Below are 14,972 nucleotides of genomic sequence, written 5' to 3'. Positions count from 1 at the left end.
TATCGCGCGCCATGAGCAGAGACAGCAGCAGCATGCCGACATGGCATGGGACCACCATCGTCGGCATCCGCAAGAACGGCAAGGCGGTGATCGCAGGCGACGGCCAGGTATCGATGGGCCAGACCGTCATGAAGCCCAATGCCCGCAAGGTGCGACGGCTAGGCGACGGCTCGGTGATCGGCGGCTTCGCCGGTGCCACCGCAGATGCCTTCACCCTGTTCGAGCGGCTCGAAGGAAAGCTTGAGCGGCATTCGGGCCAGCTCATGCGTGCAGCTGTCGAACTTGCCAAGGACTGGCGGACCGACAAGTACTTGCGCAACCTCGAGGCGATGATGATCGTCGCCGACAAGGAAGTGACGCTGATCCTCACCGGCAATGGCGATGTGCTCGAACCCGTCGATGGCGTCGCCGCGATCGGATCAGGCGGAAATTTCGCGCTCGCCGCCGCGCGCGCGCTGATGGACTATGAGCAGGACGCGGAAACGATCGCGCGCAAGGCGATGAAGATCGCCAGCGACGTATGCGTCTATACGAACGACCAGCTGACGATCGAGACGCTCGACACCGCCGCCTGATGCCCTAGGGTCCGCAGCCATGCTGTGGCAGACAAACAGGCGGGGATTGGTAACGGGCGGCGGCGCCGCACTGTTGCTGAGTGGATGCACGACGGGCGCCACGACGCGGCCGATAGCCGCGCTTCCTGGCCTGCCCGCATGCCTCCCCAGGGTGCAGGTCGATCCGACCCGCGTGATCCGCACCGCCGCGGGGCTCCGCCCCTACCGCCCCTCAGGCTTCGTGGTTCGCGCCGAGGCGCTGGGCGATACGCGGCTGGTCCACAATTACGGGCATGGCGGCGGCGGCATCTCGCTGAGCTGGGGGAGTTCGCGGCTCGCAACCTCGCTCGGCCTGCCCGGCCATTCGGGCCGCGTAGCGGTGATCGGGGCCGGCATCATGGGGCTGACCACCGCGCGGCTGGTGCAGGAAGCAGGCTATCCGGTCACCATCTATACCGCCGCGCTGCCGCCGCAGACGACGTCGAACATCGCCGGCGGCCAGATATTCCCGACCGGCTATTTCGATGACGATGTCGCCACGCCCGAATTCCTGGCCCAGGCCGATGCCGCCGCCGATTACAGCCGCCGCCGCTTCCAGATCATGGCCGGTGACGATTACGGCATCCGCTGGTTGCCGACTTACGATCAGACCCGCCGGACCGGCCCGTTACCGCCCGACCCGCGCTTCCCTGGACGCGTCCGGCTGAGCACGGAAGAACACCCCTTCGGGCTCGACAATGTCGTCCGCTACGAGACCATGTATGTCGAGACCGGGCGTTTTCTCGAGCGGTTGCTGCGCGACATTCGCGTCGCGGGCGGCAAGGTGGAGCTGCGCAGCTTCGGCACTCCGTCCGAGATAGCAGCACTGCCCGAGCGCCTCGTGTTCAACTGCACCGGTCTGGGCGCGGCAAGACTGTTCGGCGATCCCGAACTGGTGCCGGTGCGCGGCCAGCTCGCGGTGCTGATCCCGCAGCCCGAAATCCGCTATGCCTATGCTTTTCCTGCCGGATACATGTTCCCGCGCGGTGATGGCATATTGCTGGGCGGAACCTATGAGCGCGGGGAATATCTGGCTGAGCCGCAGCCGCAAAATATTGCGACAATCGTCGAATCCCACCGCCAGTTGATGGCGGGATGGCGCTGCGCTTGAAGCGGGTCGAGCCACACCCCAATTTGTGTCGCGAACATCCCTTTCAGAGAAGACACTGAATGACCGATACGCTTACCCCGAAGAACATCGTTGCCGCGCTCGATGCGCATATCATCGGCCAGAAGGACGCCAAGCGCGCCGTCGCCGTGGCGCTGCGCAACCGCTGGCGGCGTCAGCGCCTGCCCGCCGAGCTGCGCGACGAGGTGACGCCCAAGAATATCCTGATGATCGGCCCCACCGGCTGCGGCAAGACCGAGATTTCGCGTCGCCTCGCCAAGCTGGCCGACGCGCCGTTCATCAAGATCGAGGCGACCAAGTTCACCGAAGTCGGTTATGTCGGCCGTGATGTCGATCAGATCGCGCGCGATCTGGTGGAGGATGCGGTGCGGCTGGAAAAGGACCGCCGCCGCGAAAAGGTGCGCGAGGCCGCGTCCGAAGCGGCGATGGAGCGGCTGCTCAACGCGCTGGTGGGTGATAATGCCAGCGAGGCGACGCGGCAGAGCTTCCGTCAGCGGATCATCGACAATCACATGAACGATACCGAGGTGGAGATCGAGGTCGAAGCCAGCCCCAGCATGCCGATGGAAATCCCCGGCATGGGTGGACAGGTCGGCATGATCAACCTGTCCGACATGATGGGCAAGGCGTTCGGCCAGAAGCGCACCAAGCCGCGCAAGATGCGGCTCGCCGATGCCTGGGACAAGCTGATCGAGGAAGAATCCGAAAAGCGCATGGACCAGGATGATGTCGCACGCGTGGCGCTCGCCGATGCGGAAGCCAATGGCATCGTGTTCCTCGACGAGATCGACAAGATCGCCGTGTCCGATGTGCGCGGCGGATCGGTCAGCCGCGAGGGCGTGCAGCGAGATCTGCTGCCGCTGATCGAGGGCACGACCGTTGCCACCAAATACGGCCCTATGAAGACCGACCATGTGCTTTTCATCGCCTCGGGCGCATTCCACATCGCCAAGCCCAGTGACATGCTGCCTGAACTCCAGGGCCGCCTGCCGATCCGCGTCGAACTCAAGGCGCTGAGCGAGGAGGACTTTTTCCATATCCTGACGCAAACCAAGGCCAATCTGGCCGAGCAATACAGCGCTTTGCTCGGCACCGAGGACCTGAAGCTCGAATTCAGCGAAGAAGCCTTGCGCGAAGTTGCGCGGATTGCCGCTTCGGTGAACGAGACGGTCGAGAATATCGGGGCGCGTCGCCTGCAGACGGTGATGGAAAAGCTGCTCGAGGAGATCAGCTTCAACGCCGAGGATCATCGCGGCGAGACGATCAGCATCGACGCCGATTACGTCAAGCAGCAGCTCACCGGCATCGCGAAGAACACCGATCTGAGCAAATACGTGCTCTGATCGCCGCGATTGCATTCTGTCTGGCGCTGATCCCGGCCGATGGACCGGACCAGCGCCAGACAATGTTAGCCCCAGATTAACCATGTTCTGCTAGCGCGATCCGATGCCGAGGAGATCGCGCCTAGTCCTGCGTCAAATCTACCGGGAAATGACCATTCATTTCCAGGGCATCTGGTCTGACATGCAGCATGGCCAGCTCGTCGCGAAAAAGGTCGGCGATGAATTTGCGCGGCGTCAGATGCTGCGAACCAGCGCTGCCCTGCTGCCGATGATCCCTTCGGTGTTCATGATCAGCGCGCTGCTTGCCCTTGTCACCTGGAAAACGCCGGCCTTTGCCATGGTCCTGCTTGGCGGTCTCGTAAGCCTCATGACCATGGTTGCGAATATACCCATATTTCTGAGGCTGAAGACGCTTGCAAACCAGCCCGACCGCATTCAGAAAAGCCTGCCGCGCCTTGATACCGCCTTGACCGCCGTCGCGCTGGTTTCCGGGATAGGCTGGTCGACCATTATCGCCGGCCTCCTGCTCTCGGGGATCGAGCCTCTGCACGACATGGCCATAGCGATCAGCATATCGACAACCGCGATCGGAACGCTGTGCTATCTTTCGCGTCCGATGGCAAACCTCGCCTGGTTCGCGTCGATGGGACTGGGCCTGTGCGTTGCAATTGCCGTGGCTGGCCAGCCGATGCAGTTCTATTTCTATATCCTGCTGGCGACGTTCTGCTTTATCCTGTGGCGCAGCACCATGGTCATTTGGCGCCATTATGCCGAGGCGATCCTGCAATCGCATCAACTTGCAGAAGCGCGCGAAAGCGGGTTTCTGGCGGAGCAGCAAAAGGCCAGCGAAAGGGCTGAGCAGGAACTGCTCGCGCAACGGATGCTCGCACAGCAGCACGACCGTCACATGGAAGAACGTCGCCGGGCCAGAGCCGATCTGGCCCACGCCTTCGAGCTATCCGTCGTGCAGACGGTCGATCGGCTCACCGACGCCTTAGCGCAACTTGGCAAGAGCGCCGCAGCCTTGCATGCCATCGGCGAGGAAACCGACAGCAGTGCGACCGAAGTGACGGCTCGTGCCAGCAATGTCGGCCTGTCGGTGCAGCATGTCGCCGCCGCGATCGAACAGCTCAACCAGTCGGCCAAGGCGATTGCGCAACGCGTCGATACCCAGCATGAGGCCGCCGCAGCAGCGCGCAGCGCCAGCATGTCGGGCAGTGTTGCCGTCAGTGCGCTGGCGACCCAGGCGGAGAAGGTTTCCGAGATCACGACACTGATCAACGACATCGCCTCGCAGACCAACCTGCTTGCGCTCAATGCCACGATCGAGGCGGCGCGCGCAGGCGAGGCCGGTCGCGGCTTTTCCATCGTCGCCCACGAGGTCAAGCAACTGTCCGGCCAGACACGCGGTGCGATCCAGTCGGTCGACGCTACCGTTCAGGGCATCCGTGCGCGCATGGACCTCACTGAAATGACGATCGACTCAATCGCCGACCAGATCGATGTAGTGACCGAAGGCGCGGCGCATATCGCCAGGGTGATTGCCGACCAGGGCGAGGCGACCAGCGATATCAACGCTACCACGCGGCAGGTCGCCAGCGACGCGCATGCAATGGAGGAAACCGCGCATGCCGTCAGCCAGAATGCGCAGCGGGTCAAATCGGTATCCGATGACATGCGCCTTTTGACGGTGCAACTCGAGCAGCAAGCTTTCGCTCTGCAAAATGCTAGCGCGGCATTTCTGGCCGAACTCAAGGCAGCGTAATCCGCCTTTCCTGGTATTGAGCCCATCGGCCTTGTCCGAGGTGGCTTGGACCGCCGCTTGAGTGAACGAAACGGTCGAGCATGCCGGTGCACGTCGCCTGCCGACCGTGATGGAAAAGCTGCTTGAACAGATCAGCTTCAACGCCATGGACCATTGCGGCAAGATGATCAGCATTGACGCCGATTACGTAAGGCAGCAGTTGAGTGACATCGTGAATAGCACCGGCATTAGTAAATAGGTTCGGCAACTCCCCCAAACTGAATATATTCTGGTAAATTCTCCTTAACACCGCTGGTGATACCGCCGAAAGGCAAGGTTAGGGAGTTACCAGTATGTCGCGCCAATTATGGCTGGATATGTCCGTGCATCTGCGAGTCACGCCGGATACTGTCCGTGTCGATCTGGCGGATGATTCCAAGGCAGGCCGAGTCTTTCGCCTCGCGCAATTTCTGCATGCGAGCAAGGGTTCGGTTGCTCTGGTTCCGGCAGTCGTGATCACCGGGCCGGTGGTGAGCTGGTTCAGCTGGGGCCAGAGCGGCAGTCCGTGGGTGGTTGCCGGTTCCATCGGCATCGTGCTTGCGGTGACCGTCTTTTGCCTGATCCACTTGCAGGCACTGAAGCTGACCGGCGAAGATGTGCATCTTGACAGGGACCTCGCCCGCCTGAACCTCTGGCTGCGCGCCGTCATCGTGTTTTCCATATTCGCCTGGTCGATGATCACCATCGGCATGCTGCTGTCGCCGAGCCAGGCCATCCGGGTGCTGGGGTTGCTCGTAGCGGTCGCTCATATCGCCGTGGGGGCGTTGGGCTCCTTTGCTGTGCCGACCACCAACTTGATCTGGATTTTCGGATCGGGCGCCGGTCTGGTATTTGCCATCCAGCTGACCGACACCAGTGTGCCGACCGCGCTATATCTGTTGCTGATCATTTATCTGATTGCCCTGTGGCGCACCAACATTCTGATCTGGAACTTTTTCGCGCAGTCGATCATCCAGTCGCGCGAACTGGCAGAAGCGCGTGAACGCGAGTTCGCTGTCGATCAGCAACAGCTCAGGAACAAGGCCGAGACGGATCTCCGGTCCCAGAGGATGCTTGCCGAGCGGGATCAGCGCCACGCGGCCGAGTGGCGTTCGGGCATGGCCAGCCTTGCGCGCGCCTTTGACCGGTCGGTGCTGCAGACGATCGAGCAGCTGAGCGACGCCATCAGCCGATTGACGGACAGCGCCGACGCGCTGAATGCCATCGGCGCCCAGACCAATGCCAGCGCCGGGATCGTCACGGTGCGGGCCAGCAATGTAGGCCGATCCGTGCAGGATGTCGCGAGCGCAGCCCGCGCACTCAGCGCGTCGACGACCACCATTGCCGCCCAGATCGAGGTTCAGCATCGCGCAGCGACGCTGGCGCGCCTGTCATCGCGCGACGGCAGCGACGCGCTTGCTGCGCTGGCGGAGGAAGCAGCCAAGGCATCCCAGATCGCGCATCTGATCGAGGAAATCGCCTCTCACACCAATTTGCTGGCGCTGAACGCATCGATCGAGGCCTCTCGTGCTGGCGAGGCGGGGCGCGGATTTGCGGTGGTCGCCAACGAGGTCAAGCAACTGGCGGGCCAGACGCGGGGCGCCATCAATGCCGTGGGCCATACGGTCGATGGCATCCGCACCCAGATGACGCTGGCAGAAACCCGGATAAACTCGATCTCTGACCAGATCGAACTGGTCAATGAGGGTGCGGTCCAGATTGCATCGGTCATCGCTGATCAGGGCAAGGCAACCGCCAATATCACGGACCATGCCGCCCAGGTTGCCAGCGATGTCTGCAGCATGGAAGAAACCGCCCGCAACGTCGGCAGCCATGCGGGGGAGATACAGCGTCTGGCAGCCGATATGCGCGCCATCACCGTGAGCCTGCAGGACCAGGCAGGCCGATTGCGCCGGTCCAGCAGCGAATTTCTGCAGCAGCTCAACAGCGTCTGACCGCCTATGCCAACGCTTTGCCGGATTATGCCAGCCAGCTCTGTGCATTCGCCGACGGTGGCGCTAGACTGAACCGACGGCAGGCGGACTTCATCGGCGGTTCATCGCCTTTCCACCATGGCCGGTGCAACGCAAGATGGCCAGATGGCCGGCAAAACGGGTGGCAATGGACAAGGCAGGACCAGGCTGGAACCAGATCATGAAGCTGTTCGCAGCGCGAATGATGGCAATCTGGGTGTTGCTGGTGCTGGTGGTCCAGCCCGTTGCAGCGCAATCCATCCTGCGTGATGCGGAGACCGAAGCTCTGCTCGCCGACATGTCGCGCGAGTTGATCCTCGCTGCCGGGCTTTTACCATCCAATGTCAATGTCGTCGTCATCAACGATCGAAGCATCAACGCATTCGTGGCGGGCACGCAGGATGTCTACATCCATAGCGGGCTGATCGAAGCGGCAGACAGCGTCAATGAAGTGCAGGGCGTGATTGCCCATGAGCTGGGGCATATCGCGCTTGGCCATTCGATCACCCGATCCGAAAGCGCGTCCAAGGCCGGCAACATCACGATCTTGTCGCTGCTGCTGGGTCTCGCGGCGGTCGCAGCCGGCGCTGGCGAAGCCGGGCTCGGTATCATCGGGGCGGGCCAGCAGGCAGCACTCGGCAAGTTTCTTGCCCACACCCGCGGCGAAGAGGCGGGCGCCGATGTCGCGGGAGCCAAATATCTCTCGGCGGCGGGACTGACTGGCAAGGGCTCGATCAACTTCTTCAAGAAGCTGCAGAATCTGGAGTTCCGGCTCGCGATCCCGCAGGAAGACAGCTACAATCGGTCACATCCGCTATCGGGTGAGCGCATCACGCTGCTGCAGGACATTTACGAAAACGATCCAGCTTACAACCGCCCCGTCGATCCGGTGCTCGAGGCCCGGTTCCAGCGGGTCAAGGCCAAGCTCGTGGGTTATGTGGCAGAGCCGACCCAGACACTGCGCACCTATCCGGAGACCGACCAGAGTGTTCCCGCGCGCTATGCCCGCGCCTATGCTTGGCACAAGAGTGCCTATCCGGAAAAAGCGCTGAGCGAGGTTCGCTCGCTGCTCGCCCAGGCACCCGACGATCCGTATTTTCTGGAAATCTACGGGCAGATCCTGCTCGAGTCGGGGCGCCCCAAGGAAGCGATAGCCCCGCTTCAAAAGGCAGTCGAAAGCACCAACGCGCAGTCGCTTATCGCCGGGGTCTATGGCCATGCCCTGATCGCCACCGAGGATCCGTCCAATCTGCCCGAAGCCGAACGCGTGCTGAAGGCCGCCGTGGCGCGCGATGCGGCCAATCCGTTCGCGTGGTACCAGCTTGGCGTGGTCTATGCCGATCGTGGAGATACGGCGCGTGCGGCGCTGGCCAGTGCCGAACGCTATGTGCTGCAGGGCAACGCGCCACTGGCATTGCAAAGCGCGGAACAGGCCATGACGACGCTTCCGCAAGGCAGTGCCGATTTCATCCGCGCGCAGGATATTGCGATCCTGGCCCGCGATGCGGTTGAACGCGAGCGGCGCCGCCGCTAAGCCGCTTCGACTGTATAGAATTCCACCAACCAAAGGCCCGCCATGTCACCGCAATCATCATCCTCTGGCGAGGCCCGTTCAAGGACATGGGTTTTCATGGGCGCTGCCGCTTTCGTGACCATCGCTGCCGGCATCGGCACTCTTCTGTGGCAGAGTGGTGCCACGGTGATGCCGGACAACGCGGCCATGCAGGATGCCGACAAGGCTGCCGCCGCAGCCGGCTTCGACACCAGGGACAAGGCGGCAATCGAGGCAATCGTCCGCGCCTACATCCTGGACAACCCGGAAATCATTCCCGAAGCGATCGAGCAGTTGCGCGGCAAGCAGGCGGCCAAGCGGATCGCTTCTGTGCGCAGCGATATCGAGACGCCTTATGCTGGCGCCTTTGCCGGAAATCCGGACGGCGACGTGGTCCTCGCCGAATATTCCGATTTTGCCTGCGGTTTCTGTCGCCAGAGCGTCGCCGATGTCGCGCGCCTCATCGGCGAGGACAAGAACCTCAAGATCGTGTTTCACGAGTTGCCGATCCTCTCCGATGAAAGCCGGATCGCTGCCAACTGGGGCATGGCTGCCGCGCAGCAGGGCAAATATTACGCCTTCTACAAGGCGATGTTCGCAGCCGGTCGTCCGAGCCAGGCGACGATCGAGCAGGCCGCGAAGACCGCCGGGCTCGACATGGGCGCGGCGCGCAGCTTTGTCGCAAGCAAGCAGGCCGAACAGGTGCTCGACGATAATATCCGCATTGCCCAGCAACTCGAGTTCAGCGGAACGCCGAGCTGGGTCGTGGGGAACCGCGTTCTCAATGGCGCGGTCGGCTATGACGAGCTCAAATCGGCTATCACCGAGGCCCGCTCGGCCAAGAAGCCTGCTGGCTGATCGATGCGCGGGTTCGCGCGCCTCTGCCTTGCGCTGGGGTTGATTGCAGGGACCATGTCGCTGCCGGCCGTCGCTCAGGCCGGTCCCGCACAACCGGCCGAAGCATCCCTTGCCGATCTGCGGGCGTCGGATGCCCGCGTGCTCGGCATCGGCTATCAGCTTGCCACGGCCAATTCCGCCTTTTGCAGCGTCACCGAGAACTCCGCAGGGCTGGCGCTCCACCATATTGCGCAATATCCCGATGCCGCAGCGGCACGCCTGACCTTCGGCTTTGCAACCGATTATGCCGTATTGGCGATGGTACCCGATGGCCCCGCCGCCAGGGCCGGCCTGCGCGCTGATGACGCTATCGTGTCGCTGAACGGCAGGCCTTTCGCCCCTTCCTCGACCGATCTTGAAACGATCGATCAGGTCGCAGCCTATCGCCCGATTGCCTGGGCTGATGCGACTTTGCGCGCTGCACTGAACCGGGGTGAGGTCACGCTGGACGTGCTTCGTGCTGGCCAGACGTTGCAGGTCACATTCGCCGGCACCAAAGCGTGCCGAAGCCGCTTCGAGTTGCGACCCAGCGACAGTTATGGCGCCTCTGCAGATGGCGATATCGTCGGGATCACGGTTCCCATGCTGACTTTCATGGCCGATGATGACGAATTGGCGGCCATCCTGGCACACGAACTGGCGCACAATCTGCTGGAGCATCGCCGACGATTGAACGAAGCCGGTGTCCAGCGCGGGCTTCTGCAGCAACTCGGCCGCAACGCCCGCCTCACCCTGGCGACAGAGATCGAAGCCGACCGGCTGTCGATCTGGCTGATGGCCAATGCCGGGTTCGACCCGCTCGGCGCGGTCCGCTTCTGGACGCGCTACGGCAAGAAGCGGGGCAAGGGCATTTTCTCCGCTCCCACCCATTACCGCTGGAAAAGGCGCGTAGCTCTGTTCGAGGAGGAAATTGCGACGCTACGCGCTTCCGTGCAGAGCCCGCGCGGCTGGTCGCCCCCGCTGCTCGCTGCGCCGCTTCAGCCATTGCAATAGGCTTCCCTCGCTCATTGTTCCTCGCCTCGCCGCGCCTTTCCGATCGCTTCGCCGCAGTTCGGCGGGGGCCCGGGAACCGAATCCTCGGCCCGTCAGTCTCCGCAGGAACAGGGTGGGTTTCATATTCTCAAGGAGCAATTCCATGCAATTTCATGCCAAGCCCTCGGGCATCCGTCTGGCGATGGCCGCAATGGCGCTGTCGGCATCCACTGCGCTCGTCGCACAGCAGGGTGAGCCGCTTCGCGCCGATGTCGCCAGCGAAGCCGAGGCCCTGCCCGATCCCGCCACCATGACCAAGGGCCCCGAGATCAAGGGCGTGTTGACGGCGCGTCAGGGTGACCGGATCCAGGTGCAGACTGCCGATGGCGCACGCACTATCCTGTACGTGAGCGATCAGACCAGCGTGCGCGCGACCGGCGGCCTCTTTGGTGCAAGCCGGACAAAGCTCGATACCGGCGCATTGCTGAATGGCCTGCCGCTGACCATCAAGACGCTGCAATCAGGCGAGACGCTGGTTGCTGATCAGATCACCTTCAAGAATACCGATTTCAAGACAGCCTCGATGATCCGCACCGGCACCGCCCAGCAGTTTGCCGAACAGTCGGCCGCGACCGAAGCCCTGCGCGGACGCATGGGCGATATCGACCAGTATAACGTCAAGGCGACGACCAATGTCTATTTCGACACCGCGCAGGCGAAGCTGAGCGAGCAGGCGAAGGCGGAACTGTGCGCCGCTGCTGGCTCGGCCGAACAGATGGACAATGCCCTCATGCTGGTGGTCGGCTATACCGATTCGGATGGCGACGAGGACTTCAACCAGCAGCTGAGCGAAAAGCGGGCCGCGAGCGTGATCAACTATCTGCAGCAGGTCTGCAAGTGGAAACCCTATCGCATGCTGACCCCTGCGGGCATGGCCGAAGCAGACCCGGTTGCCGACAACATGACCGAGGAAGGCAAGGCGCAGAATCGCCGCGTCGCAGTGAACATCCTGGTCAGCAAGGCAGTCGATGGTCTCTACGCTGAAAACACGGCGCGCTGATCGACGCATACTAAGCTAAGATCGGCAAGGAAGCCCTCCCATTACGGGAGGGCTTTTTGCTGTCAGGCCTGCTCTGCCACCCTGGCGTACATGGAGTTGACAGGCCGTGCCATGACGCGGCGGACCATCGGCTCGAAGAATTCGAGCGGCTCGCTCACATAATCCGGGTCGAATGCCGCCTGGTCGTATTTCTCGCAGAATTCCGCGCAGGCGTCGAAATATGGCGATCCCCGGAAATTCTCGCGGACGTCGCGGTCGCCGCCGATGAAATGGAAATAGTAATAGCCCTGGAACGCTCCGTGGTTGGCGCAGATCCAGTGGATTTCTTCCGACACAAAGGGCTTGATGATCGCTGCCGCGACATCGGGATGGTTGAAGCTGCCGAGCGTGTCGCCGATGTCGTGGAGCAGCGCCATCACGACATATTGCTCATCCCGCCCATCCCGATACGCACGGGTTGCGGTCTGCAGGCTGTGCTGCAGGCGGTCGATCGGAAAACCGCCGAAATCGCCATCGAGCAGGCGCAGATGCGCGAGCACGCGGTCGGCAAGGCCTCCGGCGAATTCGCGATACTGCCCGGCTATGATGGCCCAGTCCTCCTGCGTGCCATTGGTCATCGCAGTGAATTTTGCCCGCGCCTCAGGTGACAGCGTGTCAGTCATGGAACATCCTCTCCGTTCGGTTTTGTCCGAAGGTAACGCAGCACATCTGCAGATGCAAAAAGTTGTGGGGCGCGGGAAAGAATCCGGCTAAGCCCCGTAACATCATGGCGATGCTGCCCATCAAGCCGACACCGTTCTTCGCCAACAAGAACCGGGCCTTCTGGAACCTGCAGACCCTTGGCTGGGCAGGCGCATTGGCGCTGCGCGGCATTTCCGGCCTTGCCAACGGCCAGCCGATCTCGTTCCTGGTGCCGATCATCATCGCGACCATCACCGGCTATTCGGTGTCTCTGGTGATGAGCGTGATCTACCAGACGCTGATCGACAGGAAGCCCCTCGTCACCTGGGGTATCACGCTGCTCGTGCTGCTCACCGGTTCGGCGCTCTGGGCCTTTGTCGATGCCTGGGTTGCCACTCTTTATCGTCCGGGCAGCGACAGCAATTTCACCGCGATCCTGCTCGGCGCCTTCTATCTCGATCTGACGCTGCTCGGGGCATGGTCGGCGCTTTATTACGCGATCAACTTCTTCCTGCGCATCGAGGAACAGCAGGACCAGATGCTGCGGCTGGAAAACCAGGCGACCAGCGCGCAGCTCGCGATGCTGCGCTATCAGCTCAACCCGCATTTCCTGTTCAACACGCTGAACAGCATCTCGACCCTGGTACTGCTCAAGCAGACCGAGCCGGCGAACGCGATGCTTTCGCGCCTCTCCTCGTTCCTGCGCTACACGCTCGCCAACGAACCGACCGCACGGGTGACGCTGGAGCAGGAGGTCGAGACGTTGAAGCTCTATCTGGATATCGAGAAGATGCGCTTCGAAGAGCGGCTGCGCGCGCATTTCGACATCGAGCCCAACGCGGCCAAGGCGCTTCTGCCATCGTTGCTCTTGCAACCATTGGTCGAGAACGCCATTAAATATGCAGTGACGCCCAAGGAGGACGGTGCCGATATCAACATCTCGGCGCAACTCATCGGACCTCTGCTGCGTATCACCGTGACCGACACAGGGCCCGGATTGAAGAAGCAAGGCGAGAAGGCCAATGCGTCAACCGGGGTCGGACTGGCGAATATCAGGGACAGGCTGTCCCAGGCATATGAAGACAATCACCGGTTTGAGACACGATCATCACCCGGGGGCGGCTATAGCGTGATTATCGAAATTCCGTTTGAAACACGCGAACAAAGGCAATTACAGGCATGACCATCCGCACCATCCTGATCGATGACGAGAAGCTCGCGATCCAGGGCATGCAGCTCCGGCTGGAAAAGTTCGAAGACATCGAAATCATCGATACCTGCCTCAACGGACGCGAGGCTATCCGGAAGATCAAGACGCTCAAGCCCGACCTGATCTTTCTCGACATCCAGATGCCCGGCTTTGACGGCTTTTCGGTCGTTCAGGGGATCATGGACATCGAACCGCCGCTGGTCGTGTTCTGCACCGCCTATAGCGAGCACGCGATCAAGGCGTTCGAGGCCCAGGCCGTCGATTATCTGCTGAAACCCGTCGAGGACGTGCGCCTGGCCGATGCGATCGACCGCATCCGCGAGCGCATTCGCGACAAGAAGGGCCGCGAGGAAGCGGTCAAGCTGATGAATGTTCTCAACGAGGTCGCCCCCGATGCGGTGGAGAATCTCGATCTGGGCGAAGAGGACGAGGCGGCGGCTTCGAACCGCTACGAAAAGCTCATCAACATCAAGGATCGCGGCCAGATCTTCCGCGTGGATGTCGACACGATCGAGCGCATCGACGCCGCGGGCGATTACATGTGCATCTATACCGGCGACAATTCTCTGATCCTGCGCGAGACGATGAAGGACCTGGAAAAGCGGCTCGACCCGCGCAATTTCCAGCGCGTGCACCGTTCGACCATCGTCAATCTGGGACTGGTTCGTCAGGTCAAACCGCACACCAATGGCGAATGCTTTCTGGTGCTCGAATCGGGCGCGCAGGTGAAGGTATCGCGCAGCTATCGCGACGTCGTGGCGCGGTTCGTTCATTAAGAGCCGCTTGAGCTATTCCAAATGCCTCGTCACCCCCGCGAAAGCGGGGGTCCCACTTCCGTGGTACGTCTGATTAAAAGCGGGATTCCCGCTTTCGCGGGAATGACGATTGGCGGACTATCTTCTCTCTGCAAAGAATGCCTTGAGCAGCGCGGCAGCGTCTGCCTCGCCCACGCCCGCGTAGACCTCCGGCTTGTGCAGCACCGTAGGCTGGTGAAACAGCCGCGGGCCATGTTCCACCGCTCCGCCTTTGGGGTCGCCGGCAGCATAATGCAGCCGAGCAATACGCGCGTGCGCGATGGCACCGGCGCACATTGCACAAGGCTCGAGGGTCACCCACAGTTCGCATCCCGTCAGCCGGTCGCTGCCAAGTGCCGCACATGCCTCGCGGATCGCCATGATCTCGGCATGGGCTGTCGGGTCATGCAAGGCACGCGGTTGATTGTGCCCCCGCCCGATCACCTTGCCCTTGTGGACGACGATCGCACCTACCGGCACCTCGCCCAGACTTGCAGCCTTGCGCGCCAGGTCGAGCGCAAGCGCGGCATGGTGGCGGGCGGTTTGCAGCGTCATGTGTCTTGCCTTGCCGCAATGCGCCTTGCTTCGCCAGCGGATTCGGGGCAAAGGCAGGGCAACGTCGCACGGGCGGTTGACTTGGGCGTCATCTGACGCTAACCGCCCCGTTCTTCTAGCAAACCTATTGCATCAGGATTCTTTATCATGTCGCGCATCTGCGAACTGACCGGCAAGGGCCGGATGGTGGGTCACAATGTGTCTCACGCCAACAACAAGACCAAGCGCGTGTTTCTGCCCAACCTGCAGAATGTCACGCTGATGAGCGAAAAGCTCGAGCGCAGCTTCAAGCTTCGCGTTTCGACCGCAGGTCTGCGTTCGGTCGAGCATGTCGGCGGTCTGGACAACTGGCTGCTCAAGACCAGCGAAGACAAGCTGTCGGCTCGCGCTGCGAAGATCAAGCGCGAACTGCACAAGGCTGCGGCCTGAC

General features: G+C 62.0%; 15 protein-coding genes. 13 read left to right on the top strand and 2 right to left on the bottom strand.

Annotated features, from left to right (window positions below):
- Nucleotides 1-32 precede the first annotated feature (32 nt).
- The 10 genes from hslV to C7451_RS16850 all read left to right on the top strand — a co-directional run bounded on the left by hslV (nt 33) and on the right by C7451_RS16850 (nt 11,302).
- The gene (hslV, locus tag C7451_RS16890) at nt 33-575 is read left to right on the top strand and encodes an ATP-dependent protease subunit HslV (RefSeq protein ID WP_110300105.1); all 543 of its coding nucleotides are present in this window, start codon (nt 33-35) and stop codon (nt 573-575) included.
- A 19-nt stretch (nt 576-594) separates the two neighbouring features.
- Complete coding sequence (locus C7451_RS16885; protein WP_110300075.1) at nt 595-1,704, top strand: FAD-dependent oxidoreductase; 1,110 nt, start codon at nt 595-597, stop codon at nt 1,702-1,704.
- A gap of 59 nt (nt 1,705-1,763) precedes the next feature.
- Nucleotides 1,764-3,065: an ATP-dependent protease ATPase subunit HslU gene (hslU, locus tag C7451_RS16880; RefSeq protein ID WP_110300074.1), complete on the top strand. Its 1,302-nt coding sequence runs from the start codon at nt 1,764-1,766 to the stop codon at nt 3,063-3,065.
- A 148-nt stretch (nt 3,066-3,213) separates the two neighbouring features.
- Nucleotides 3,214-4,830: a methyl-accepting chemotaxis protein gene (locus C7451_RS16875; RefSeq protein WP_167398593.1), complete on the top strand. Its 1,617-nt coding sequence runs from the start codon at nt 3,214-3,216 to the stop codon at nt 4,828-4,830.
- A 61-nt stretch (nt 4,831-4,891) separates the two neighbouring features.
- Complete coding sequence (locus C7451_RS20040) at nt 4,892-5,068, top strand: hypothetical protein (protein WP_167398592.1); 177 nt, start codon at nt 4,892-4,894, stop codon at nt 5,066-5,068.
- A gap of 94 nt (nt 5,069-5,162) precedes the next feature.
- Entirely contained in the window at nt 5,163-6,803 is a 1,641-nt protein-coding gene (locus tag C7451_RS16870) for a methyl-accepting chemotaxis protein (RefSeq protein ID WP_110300072.1), read from the top strand.
- Between the two features lie 199 nt (nt 6,804-7,002).
- Entirely contained in the window at nt 7,003-8,355 is a 1,353-nt protein-coding gene (locus C7451_RS16865; protein WP_110300104.1) for a M48 family metalloprotease, read from the top strand.
- Nucleotides 8,356-8,451: 96 nt separating this feature from the next.
- A complete protein-coding gene (locus C7451_RS16860) occupies nt 8,452-9,231 on the top strand; it encodes a DsbA family protein (protein WP_244182001.1) in 780 nt (259 codons plus the stop codon).
- A 54-nt stretch (nt 9,232-9,285) separates the two neighbouring features.
- Entirely contained in the window at nt 9,286-10,263 is a 978-nt protein-coding gene (locus tag C7451_RS16855; RefSeq protein ID WP_167398591.1) for a M48 family metallopeptidase, read from the top strand.
- A 142-nt stretch (nt 10,264-10,405) separates the two neighbouring features.
- Entirely contained in the window at nt 10,406-11,302 is an 897-nt protein-coding gene (locus tag C7451_RS16850; protein ID WP_110300070.1) for an OmpA family protein, read from the top strand.
- A gap of 62 nt (nt 11,303-11,364) precedes the next feature.
- Here the strand turns inward: C7451_RS16850 and C7451_RS16845 are convergent, their stop codons facing one another.
- Entirely contained in the window at nt 11,365-11,964 is a 600-nt protein-coding gene (locus C7451_RS16845) for an HD domain-containing protein (RefSeq protein WP_110300069.1), read from the bottom strand.
- Nucleotides 11,965-12,068: 104 nt separating this feature from the next.
- Between C7451_RS16845 and C7451_RS16840 the strand changes: the two genes are divergently transcribed.
- On the top strand, nt 12,069-13,166 hold the full coding sequence (locus C7451_RS16840; RefSeq protein WP_110300068.1) for a sensor histidine kinase: 1,098 nt from the start codon (nt 12,069-12,071) through the stop codon (nt 13,164-13,166).
- Complete coding sequence (locus C7451_RS16835; RefSeq protein ID WP_060977875.1) at nt 13,163-13,969, top strand: LytR/AlgR family response regulator transcription factor; 807 nt, start codon at nt 13,163-13,165, stop codon at nt 13,967-13,969. The genes C7451_RS16840 and C7451_RS16835 overlap by 4 nt, the downstream gene beginning before the upstream one ends.
- Nucleotides 13,970-14,086: 117 nt before the next feature.
- Here C7451_RS16835 and C7451_RS16830 read toward each other — a convergent pair whose 3' ends face one another.
- Nucleotides 14,087-14,542: a nucleoside deaminase gene (locus C7451_RS16830; protein ID WP_110300067.1), complete on the bottom strand. Its 456-nt coding sequence runs from the start codon at nt 14,540-14,542 to the stop codon at nt 14,087-14,089.
- Between the two features lie 147 nt (nt 14,543-14,689).
- Between C7451_RS16830 and rpmB the strand changes: the two genes are divergently transcribed.
- Nucleotides 14,690-14,971 (top strand): 50S ribosomal protein L28, encoded by a 282-nt coding sequence (rpmB, locus tag C7451_RS16825; RefSeq protein WP_023838203.1) that lies wholly within the window; start codon nt 14,690-14,692, stop codon nt 14,969-14,971.
- Nucleotide 14,972: the final 1 nt, after the last annotated feature.

Origin of the sequence: Blastomonas natatoria (assembly GCF_003201955.1) — a bacterium.
Taxonomy (GTDB): Bacteria; Pseudomonadota; Alphaproteobacteria; order Sphingomonadales; family Sphingomonadaceae; genus Blastomonas; species Blastomonas natatoria.
Note: the sequence above shows the minus strand (reverse complement) of the source record. Positions and strands in the feature narration are given on the sequence as shown.